This window comes from Aquimarina algiphila (assembly GCF_007489275.1).
GTDB classification, from domain to species: Bacteria; Bacteroidota; Bacteroidia; order Flavobacteriales; family Flavobacteriaceae; genus Aquimarina; species Aquimarina algiphila.
Genome location: NZ_VLNR01000120.1, coordinates 1 through 9,515 on the forward strand (window position 1 = coordinate 1; position 9,515 = coordinate 9,515).

The 9,515-nt window shown below is 39.1% G+C and carries 16 protein-coding genes; 1 reads left to right on the top strand and 15 read right to left on the bottom strand.

From position 1 onward, the window contains the following. Window positions 1-105 precede the first annotated feature (105 nt). From FOF46_RS29710 to FOF46_RS29775, 14 genes are all read right to left on the bottom strand, one after another. Entirely contained in the window at window positions 106-498 is a 393-nt protein-coding gene (locus FOF46_RS29710) for a hypothetical protein (protein WP_208746836.1), read from the bottom strand. A 38-nt stretch (window positions 499-536) separates the two neighbouring features. Beyond that, on the bottom strand, window positions 537-1,547 hold the full coding sequence (locus FOF46_RS29715) for a peptidoglycan-binding domain-containing protein (RefSeq protein WP_143919066.1): 1,011 nt from the start codon (window positions 1,545-1,547) through the stop codon (window positions 537-539). Next, window positions 1,544-1,972, bottom strand: coding sequence for an annexin (locus FOF46_RS29720; protein WP_143919067.1), 429 nt, complete (start codon window positions 1,970-1,972; stop codon window positions 1,544-1,546). Before FOF46_RS29720 ends, FOF46_RS29715 begins: the two co-directional genes overlap by 4 nt. Window position 1,973: 1 nt before the next feature. Continuing rightward, window positions 1,974-2,156: a hypothetical protein gene (locus FOF46_RS29725; protein ID WP_143919068.1), complete on the bottom strand. Its 183-nt coding sequence runs from the start codon at window positions 2,154-2,156 to the stop codon at window positions 1,974-1,976. 46 nt (window positions 2,157-2,202) lie between these two features. Next, window positions 2,203-3,030, bottom strand: coding sequence for a hypothetical protein (locus FOF46_RS29730; RefSeq protein WP_143919069.1), 828 nt, complete (start codon window positions 3,028-3,030; stop codon window positions 2,203-2,205). Next, window positions 3,014-3,352 carry a hypothetical protein gene (locus FOF46_RS29735; protein WP_143919070.1) on the bottom strand — a complete coding sequence of 113 codons (339 nt, stop codon included), beginning with the start codon at window positions 3,350-3,352 and terminating at the stop codon, window positions 3,014-3,016. The genes FOF46_RS29730 and FOF46_RS29735 overlap by 17 nt, the downstream gene beginning before the upstream one ends. A gap of 56 nt (window positions 3,353-3,408) precedes the next feature. Beyond that, complete coding sequence (locus FOF46_RS29740; protein ID WP_143919071.1) at window positions 3,409-3,690, bottom strand: hypothetical protein; 282 nt, start codon at window positions 3,688-3,690, stop codon at window positions 3,409-3,411. A 15-nt stretch (window positions 3,691-3,705) separates the two neighbouring features. Beyond that, window positions 3,706-4,227, bottom strand: coding sequence for a hypothetical protein (locus FOF46_RS29745; RefSeq protein WP_143919072.1), 522 nt, complete (start codon window positions 4,225-4,227; stop codon window positions 3,706-3,708). Between the two features lie 42 nt (window positions 4,228-4,269). Then, on the bottom strand, window positions 4,270-4,674 hold the full coding sequence (locus FOF46_RS29750) for a hypothetical protein (RefSeq protein WP_143919073.1): 405 nt from the start codon (window positions 4,672-4,674) through the stop codon (window positions 4,270-4,272). 47 nt (window positions 4,675-4,721) lie between these two features. Beyond that, complete coding sequence (locus tag FOF46_RS29755) at window positions 4,722-5,345, bottom strand: hypothetical protein (protein ID WP_143919211.1); 624 nt, start codon at window positions 5,343-5,345, stop codon at window positions 4,722-4,724. Between the two features lie 61 nt (window positions 5,346-5,406). Beyond that, entirely contained in the window at window positions 5,407-6,006 is a 600-nt protein-coding gene (locus tag FOF46_RS29760; protein ID WP_143919075.1) for a hypothetical protein, read from the bottom strand. Between the two features lie 58 nt (window positions 6,007-6,064). Continuing rightward, a complete protein-coding gene (locus FOF46_RS29765) occupies window positions 6,065-7,315 on the bottom strand; it encodes a hypothetical protein (RefSeq protein WP_143919076.1) in 1,251 nt (416 codons plus the stop codon). 34 nt (window positions 7,316-7,349) lie between these two features. Continuing rightward, window positions 7,350-8,261, bottom strand: a complete 912-nt coding sequence (locus FOF46_RS29770; protein WP_143919077.1) for a hypothetical protein — start codon at window positions 8,259-8,261, stop codon at window positions 7,350-7,352. After that, complete coding sequence (locus FOF46_RS29775) at window positions 8,261-8,722, bottom strand: hypothetical protein (RefSeq protein WP_143919078.1); 462 nt, start codon at window positions 8,720-8,722, stop codon at window positions 8,261-8,263. Before FOF46_RS29775 ends, FOF46_RS29770 begins: the two co-directional genes overlap by 1 nt. Window positions 8,723-8,920: 198 nt before the next feature. Here FOF46_RS29775 and FOF46_RS31945 point away from each other — a divergent pair, with 198 nt between their 5' ends. Continuing rightward, a complete protein-coding gene (locus FOF46_RS31945) occupies window positions 8,921-9,091 on the top strand; it encodes a hypothetical protein (RefSeq protein ID WP_167572009.1) in 171 nt (56 codons plus the stop codon). 137 nt (window positions 9,092-9,228) lie between these two features. On the opposite strand, the gene FOF46_RS29780 is transcribed toward FOF46_RS31945, so the two are convergent. Further along, window positions 9,229-9,515: hypothetical protein (locus tag FOF46_RS29780; RefSeq protein WP_338120334.1), on the bottom strand; the 287-nt coding region annotated here is incomplete at its 5' end.

A 9,515-nucleotide genomic window follows, 5' to 3' on the forward strand; every position in this document is an offset into this window, starting at 1 on the left:
AAACTCCTCTATTTTCGCCTCCAACCTCACGAACCCCCACTTGAGAATCATACAATTCTTTTACACATTGTCTTAGTTCCTCTTCACTTATACTTGAATATTGTGTTACAGTGTTCTGGCTAAAAAGGTGACTGCAAATAAGAATGCAAAGAATATAAACGTAGATAACTTTAGTTTTTGCCATGGTGTTATGGTTTTAAAATCGTTTCTAAACTGATGGTCCAGATAGTCTTCTGAAGTAGGCCAGATAAGTTTCATGAGTATCCGTACAATCCCATGAAGGATAAAAATGCCAATAATGGCAAAGAGGTATACTTGAAAGATACCTGCATCATAAGTTCCTGCTGTTGGATCAATCCAATGCAAAAAAGCTGCACTATGCACCCATAGGATCAGTCCTACGGCTAAAGAGGATAATTCTCTCCATACTTTAAGGTATCCCCATATTGGAAGATCACTGTCAAAAATCCGTTTAAACCAATTGATTATTTTTTTCATGTTTTTACTTTTACATTTTTTATTTTTCGGTTTTACATTTATAAAGAGGATAGATTGGCAGTAGGAGCAAATACAGTTTCTCCTGACTGTGTTAGAATTCGTGTCCTTCCATTCTCCATTCCTGTAATATAACCCACTACGGTATCGGGAGCTAATACCGGAACAATAAAGGATCCATCGGTTGCCTGAAGTAATGTAGGTCGTTCTATAACAGCAAGGTTCCACTCTTGGGTGATTTGATTATCTATACGATCAAACGATCCAATAGTTCCTATCCCCGGAATAAACCATACGCCTTGAGTGTTTTGTTTAAGTCCCATTCTTCTAAATTCAGCCCTGATCTTCACTTTCTCCAGTTCTTTGTTTTTAAAAGCCACACTCAGTAAAGCATTGACCAATGAAGTTACCCGTGTCCCCAAAATCCTTACATTCTGGAAAAACGTACTAACCTTTTTGTACTGACTAACAGAACTTATTTTCTTCAATCCATTTAGAACGCCAAATAGATTTTGTTTGTTGGCGGAAGCTATGATATCATTAGCAACAGCCCCCCAACCCCCAAAGGGGGAGTTTCCACGCTTACCTACTAATGATGTAAACTGGCTTTGTGTAATCACTGAAGGAAATCCTGCAGCACGTAATGCCCGTTCTGTTCCTTTACCAAATACTCCATCTACTTTACCATTTCTAAAGCTCGTTTCTTTAATGATCAAGGCAGGCTTTCCTCCTTTGGCAAGGAGCGCTTCTTGTACCATCTGTACAAGTGATCCTCTAGCTCCTCTTTTTAATGGAAATTTGTCGCTAGCGACTCTTGGGAGAATAGGTTTGGTAATTATGGTTCCGGGAGGTATTGGAGGTATTGGCTTTTGTATACTTCTTTGATTGGCTGCCCGGTTACTGAAATACGTATAGGCTAGATATCCCAACCCTAATACCAATCCTCCTCCTAAACCATACATCAATACTTTCTTCCTAGAGAGTGGTTTTTGAGTTGCTTTATTTTTCAGCTGTCGTTTTGCGACTGTTTTAGATTCCATCGTTTTTTTCATGTTTTTGAATTGATAATTTCCTGAGCGATTGCAAATTCTTCTGTCGAAAGCTCACTCATTAGGTCCGCAGATAAATTGTTTCCGTATAAATCTTTATAGGCACGTTCTACCTTTCTCATCATAGATGCATTGGGGATTTGTTCTATGGTATCAAATACCACCTCTTCATCTGTTCCCCAACCAAAGGCATTGTCATTCTCAAATGCCATCTTCAGTCGGATAGCAAAGTTTGCAGGATTGCCAGGTTGTAAAGCATGCCTCTCCCGGTTGTTCCGTTTAAACTTTCTTACCAAAGCCCGGACAGCAAAGAACACTCCAATACCCAGTCCACTGGCCAGTAAGACTGTAGTTACATCCTTGCTTACAGATATTTTCGGTCTGTTTTTTATAGCTTCTACTGCTAGAGTTGCCGCTGGTAATGCCATGTTATCTTTTGTTTATTTTCATTTTAACTAGGTTCCTGATAAAGGCATCATTTAGGAATAGCTTTTCCATATGAATAATCCCTTTGGCCCCAAAATGCTTGTTCATAGTCTCAAAAGCCTTTTTGACCTGGTGCGCTTCTGTTTTGTCTTTTACTGTTAATCCTATGGTAACTTGTGCTTGCATGATCTTTTATGTTTCTGAGTTTTATATAGTATCTAAGAAGTCTTAACTACTTAGACTCTTCACCTTTTTGTTCTTTCTTTTGTTGTAATTGATTGAGATAATACACTAGTTTCTGGATAAGTCCTTGATCCTCCTTAATCTGTTCTCCTAGCTGTATCATCAGTTGTACTACTTGTTCGAATTGCTCTTCAGTAAACAGTTCTTGCAAGTATTCTGCTATCTGTAACAAATGCTGTTGATCTTCATTTTTAATATCCGCTGTATCCGGAATACCTAACCTTCCCAGAGTGCCTGCGATCCCCTGCATTTGTTTGGGGTATTGTTTGGCCAGTCCGGAGATCGCTCCGGGAAGGAGGGCTTTTCCTAGTTCTACAAATCCTAATTTCTTGACCAAATCTTCGATTTCTTGCTGTTTAGCATCTGTTTCCTTTTTAGCTTTTTTCAAAGCTTCTTCCAGTTCCTTTACTTGCCCCTCGCGCTGCGAGTGCGACTTTTTAAGCTCTTCAAAATCCCGTTTTTGTAATTCTTCTTGTAACAAGGAATGTACCTTATGATGTACCCCATTTAAGGTCTCTTCATTGTTTCTACTTATCTCTTCGAGCCTCTCCTGGAGCTTTCGGTTTTCTATGGATAAGTGTTGTATAGTCAGTTGATCTTCTACCATTTCATTGCGGAACCCTTTTTTGTTTACAATGGGTAATGATCTTACCTGGTTATCAGGAAGTGGTGTTTTTAATACCTCGAGCTTCGACTGGCCTTGTTCCATTTTGTATTTCACATAGGCGCTCTCACTTTCAAACCCCATTCTTTCCATCTCTGCATATTGCGTATCATTTAATCGAACTGATCCGGGTTTTCTATGTCTTGCTTCCATCATCATTTGTTTTTAAAATCACTTGTAAAAAGCGGATTTTACGTTGGTACTTCCTGGTGTTGATAATCTCAATTCGATCTGCATGTTCATGTATATTTTCCCTGATCTCCTTGGTATACCAATTATCATACCGCCCATAGTCTGATTTAACCATCAGTCCCCAATCAATCCAGGTGACTAACCAGATTTCATTATACCCCTGAAATTTTAGCATTCCCATAGCAGGGATAATAAATTCCCGGTATACAATACGGTAGGATTCGTATCCTTTTTCTTTAGCTCTTCTTTCTGCATACTGCAGTGCAAATTCCTCATGCATCACACATTGTGTGTTTTGGCCTCTCACTCATGCGAAAATGCCTTATTAATAATTCATTTTTAAATCTTTTCAGGGACCTCTTCTACTAATAGCCATACTGTAACTTCATATGGATATTCGGCTTTTCCGTCATCTTCAAAAGTGGCATGAATATAATCTGTTGTCCCTGATTCGGATACTGGAGTAATTTGAGACTTTTCAGGAATGTCTGAAAGCGTTAATTCCTCATCTGGTGTTAATGCCGAATTAATCGTTGCTGAAAATTTATCTTCAGAAGTGAGTTGATGTTCTTTATAAAAAATTCCTCTTTTCTGAAATAGCGATAGTGTTCCCAGGATCATCTTTTTTAGTTTTAGTTACGGTATAGGTGGGTTGAACGAGATAAAAGCATACCCATAAAAAGGGTAGCTCCACAGGTAATATTTTTCCGGAGTGCATTGCCCTAGTTGCAAGACATCAATAATGATTGGAGTTCTAGGTGTTGCCGGAATATCCCCTGAAACAATAAAAGGAAAGGTATCTGTCACCTGATGCGCATAATACCACCATCCTCCTGCTTGCTCTTCTATGGTAACATTCCGGGGGTAGTTTGTTGTATATGTTGTTCCGGGATTGAGCTCCAAAAAAGAGGTATCTTCAATTTTGGTAGGCGATATTCCATAATACAAACGGGATGTTCCAGGAATATCACTACATTTTTTCTGAACATTGGATGTAGTCAATATTCCGATAACAGCATTGGTGGTAAAAGGAAGTTTGGCCTCTGCGTTTAGAAATTGATTTTCCCTGTGAATAGTAAGTTTTATTGGGACAAACTTCCTCCGTATTACTAACCCGTTAGCATCCTGTTTATTGCCTGAATGAATTAAACACTTCATAATTATCTATTTTAAATATCCATTATGGATTTTTTGCTGTCGTCATACGGATTCTTCAATGAGTATGATCAGGCTCACTTTATAGCCTTGTCCAAAAGCAGCATTACTATGGTCTTTATCCTGGTAACGAACCTTTACCGAAAGATCACCGGGTAATACATCTCCTAATTCAAAGAAACGCTCCCTTGGAGCAACACTGAGTGAGGACATTAGTATTTTGCTATCAAATCCATCAGGAAAGAGTTCCTCTCCAGCAATTTCAATACGTTGGCTTCCCCGATAGTACAACCGATCCGGGTATTCTGATATCAGTTGTAATCCCTTAACCAATTTCGTATGTTTTGGGAGTTCCAGATTATCAATGGTGAACAGCCCATTTGCCTTATCTACTTTAAAGGAAAAGGTGAGCCTGGTCTCTTTGGTTTTTGGTTTTTCTTCGTTATTCATCTAAAGTGATATTTCATTATTATTTTAAATGTCGATTATCGACCAACCTATGCAGGGACAGTTGCCGTTCCTGCCAGTACTACTTTGATAAGGGCCTTCTCAGGAGCATCATCACCCAGTTCGATATTGAATTCGAATTCTTCATCATCACGGATAAAGCGGGGGCTTTCTAAAAAGTAGGTCCCGATATTGATGGTGGTATTGCCATCGGTGGCAAAATCCTGCATCGGACGCTCATCGATGATGATTTTTTTATTGGCAATCAGGGAAAACACTCCATTTTGTAATCCACCTACTTTTTTGATACTGTCAAAATTAGTTTGTTTGATCACTTTCTTGAGTTCTGAATCACTCCCGGGAAGGTCCCCTTCAATTTCTGAGGCCAGTAAGATGATACGGTTACATAAAAACAAGCGATCCTTCTGAAGCTTGGCCTGGGTGACATTGGTAATCCCAATCTCCTTAGCATCCTGTGTCTCGAACATATCGATATTGGCTTTGTTCCCTGCAAACTTGATCGAATAATAAGCGGTATCTGCTAATTGTAATCTTCCTTCTTTAATCCCCGTAGCCACTTTAACCATAGCTGGATCAAACTTTTTGGCCTGATCCCGAAGCGAGATATGGGCATTCACAATTTCTAAAAACTGTGATCTTGAACTTTTTTTCATCGTATTCATTTTATATTGTATTTATTGCTACTGATTTGTTTTTAAAGGCACCCTATGGGTGCTATGCTACGGCATTGAGTTCGGAGATATCTTCAGCTCCATTGAGCTGGGTAATATCAATACTTCCAAAATCTGCCTCTCCCATTTCATCGTCTACACCTTCTACAAAATCCTCTTGTATATCAGCCGTTGGGATAGGTTCCCCAGCTTCAATCTTTTGAATAATCTCATCCACTTCGCTGGTATCAAAATCGCCCTGATCTGCTACCTCAGATCCCATAAAGACTAAAGGGCGATCTTCAAGATTTCCAAGAGATAACTTTTGTGCCATGGAAGGGGATAATTTATCCAGGTATAATTTTTTACCAATGGCTTTTAAGGAAGTAACGGCCCGATCTTTGGCTTCATCAAGATTGTCCTTAATCCCGTCAATACCATTGGTGGTCTCTGCTTTTTTTCCAAAACCATTGGAGAATGCCATTCCCACTCCTGCAGAAGTGATCCAGTCTTTACCGTAGTAGGCTCCTCCAAATATGGTGAGTGCACCCAGTGCAAGGGAATATCTTCCTACTGCCGATCCGGCTACCATTCCTAATACTCCTGTAGTAAGGTGTTTGCCTACTTCCAGGAGGCTATCTTTTGTATTTGCTTTTGATTTCATAATAAAACTTGTTTTTATGGCTTCCGTCAAAGCGGAAATCTCTTTTGTGATCTGATTTTTACAATAATGCCTTCGGAATTAGTTTTTCCGGGGCTTTCCTTTTGGTGGCTGTTCGTTTTCTACGCTTGGAACTATTTCCTTTGGTAAACCTCCCTAATTCATCCCTTTGTGTTAGGTTTCGTTTGCCTTGTCCCATCCGTTTTTTCGGTGTCCCTGAAATCGGTTTTGCTGTTTTCTTCTTGTTTGAATTCACAGCAATGGCAATTCCGGTTCCTACTACTGCCAATCCTCCTAAGACCAGCAAGGTTGTTTTATGCTTTTGTAAAAAACCCTGCTTTTCTACAGGTGATGTATTAGTTACAGCCCTGTTCCTGGAGATCACCGAAGGTGTAGCGCTACCTCTTGAAAATGGGGAGGGACGAAAACTGGATGTCCTAGGGATACTCCTGGGGATTGGAGGTGGAAGTTGTCGAACAGGTCGTGCAGGTTTTTGAAATAAAGTCTGTGCACTTTGCTTTACTTTATTCGCTGCGCCAAAAATGTTGCCTATTTTACTAAGGATTCCTGCAATTCCTGCTACAGCACCACTGGCAGCAGCGGTAGCAGTTCCTGTAGCCACTGCACCAAGTCCATCCACCTCAAACTCATTATTCATAAAAGCTTCAATGGTATCGATATCTGCCTCCACCACAAATTTTTCAAAAGGATCATTATACATATCAGGTTCATTATCAATACTTCCGATAGTAAAACCACTTAAGGGTACTTTGCGATCTTTGTTCCCTTTACCTCTTAGAATAGCTTTTCTGAGATTTCTTCCCCTTCCCCCGGCAGTACGATAAATCTTCTCTGCCTTTTTAACAGTTTTTTTAAGTTTTGAGAATTTTCTCATGTCAATTCCCATCTTCCTGGCTTGTGCATCACTCAGGTATCCAAAACGTAACCTACTGGCAACTTTAAACATATTGATCTTCATGGCCAGTAAAAATCCGTTACGAAGTAAGATGGTTGCCGGGTTTAGAAAACGGTTAAACGTTCTCACTACCGGTCGGATCACTTTTTTACCTACTTTTTTGGCAAACTTCTTTAGTCCGCGTCCTATCTTTTTAAAGAAGCCCTGCAGGCCATCAATAACATAAATATTCTCTTCTGCATCGGCATACAGAATCACATTACCATCTTCATCCAATATCTCATAAGCAATATCCGGGGTGGAGTCAGAGACTCCATTTATATATGAACTTGTATCCCTGATATCTGTGTTATCTAATCCAGTAGCATCAAATCCATCTAATCGGTGTAATTCCATAGTTGTATTATTTTGGGGTTGTATCCCCGGTTTATTATTGTTTAGCATTGAGTTGTTGATTCCTTTTTCGAGAGGCTTTTGTCTTTTTGGTAAATAATCGTAATACTCCAATTCCTGCAGCAACCGATATCCCTGAAATGATCAAAAAATTGAGCAGATCAAAATCATCTTTCTTTTTCATATTGCTATGGGTGTACATATCATCAAATCGGAATGGGGATACGATCTTACCCGGTATCGTACTCTTTTTAGATGTATTTGGTACTGTAGCCCTAACCGTACATCCGGGTGTTTGTGCTGGTTGCACCATCGTTCTTAAAGGAAGTTTTGGTTGTTGTAAAGCATCCAGACTAATAGCTGCGATATCCACTCCGCTGAGTCCGGATATTTCCTCTACAAGGATATTTCCCTTTGGATCAATATCTTTCTTTTCGGAATAGGGGACTTCATAATTAAACCGGTCTGCCACACAATCGATAGTAATATGACCTCCCTTAAAAGGGACAATCGGATATATATGCTGAAAGTGCTTTTTACCTCCGTATTTTGTGATCCTCATCTGGTATGGAATCCCTAAATTGGTGAGAATGCTTCCTATAAAAACGGTATAACAATCACAGTCTACCCCTGTGGTCCGATCTGCCCATGTACGTGAAGGTCTGCGGACCTGCTCAATACCTGTAGTATCCATTGTATACTGGATATGACCATAGACGAAATTCCAGATGTTCCTACACACCTCATAGCGGTTTTTAGCATTTAGTTTCTTTGCTAATACTACTGTATCATCAAGAGTTTCTGCAATGACTTTTTGCATTAATTGTAGGGTATCCTGTAATCTTGCTTTACCAGCACCTACAATGACAGTATCGTTTTGGATACTTTTAGGAAAGAATGTAGTATACTGAACCCCGGAATTGATATGTCTTTTCGTCTGTGCCTGCATTAGAGTTTTAGTATGATGTTATCAAACTGCTCGTAGGGTAAACCATTGACCCTGGTGATAATTTGTGTTTGAATCTTGAGTTCAATAGGGTTTGCAGATCGGATATCACTGACCACTTTGGTGCCTAATATCTGGATCAGGGTTAACCACCCTGCGGATTGTATCCTTAAATCAAAATCCTTTTGACTGTTCTCTGGAATTTCGATGATCGAGTTTTCAATAGATGAACTTCCCAGTAGTTTATCTTTAAACAAGATTTTGACAAAAGGGTGTTGCAGTTTTAAAGTTACCGGGTTAGGGTTCTGTATTTGGACTGCTGCTTTTAATTCTATTCCGGTTAGGTTGACCTTATGGATGCTTACCCGGATCCGGGAAGTAATATTAGTACTGGCCCGTTGCAACCGGGATAAGTACCGAATCGAAAAAAAAGCAGCCAAACCACCTACAATCCATTTGAACATAACTTCCTTGTTTTTTATCAAAGGAATGTCAAAAAAAAGAAGGGTCAAAACTGGTTTTACACCTTGGAAAATAAAAGTTGTTTTTAATAAAAATAGTAGTAAATTAAGGGTGTACGAGAGGTAACTATGACTAATTTAAGTTGTTGTGACTCCCTATCACACTAATGCACAGTAATACATTTTAAATCACAATACGATATGAGGTTTACCTTTAAAACAAAACAGGAATTAAGCACTTTTTTTGGCATCAGCAGACAGACATTACGCAGAAAAATGAAAGAAATTGATGGATTGGACACTGGAAGACGACAATTATTATACCCCTATGAGGTACGATTGATCTTTGAAGCTTTCGGTGTTGATCATTAAATTATGTCAGAATTAAGACTGTTTACAAAAATATGTTCTGAGTATATATACTCCTTTTCTATATATATAAGGGTTTACCAGGCTTATACCTCTTGGTAAACCCTTGGAATGATATTGTTTACAGCAATTGTTTACTCCTAAAACAAACGGATTCCATTATTGTATTTGGCAATTTCTTTTCCATTGGGCTGGTTTTCATAAATAATAGCAGTCTCCCACAAGCCTTTAAAACGAACATTCAACATTTTCTCTAACCTTCGAATTCCTAATGCTTGATTGGGTTTGGCACGTTTGTGGGTTTTATCCAGGGAATAAAATGTCCTGGAATTTCCATCATGAAAATATACAATACATTTGCAGAGTGATATACTCGGTAAGTTTGGCGAAATCATATAGCAATAGGTTTTAGAAGGGTTCGTTGCAG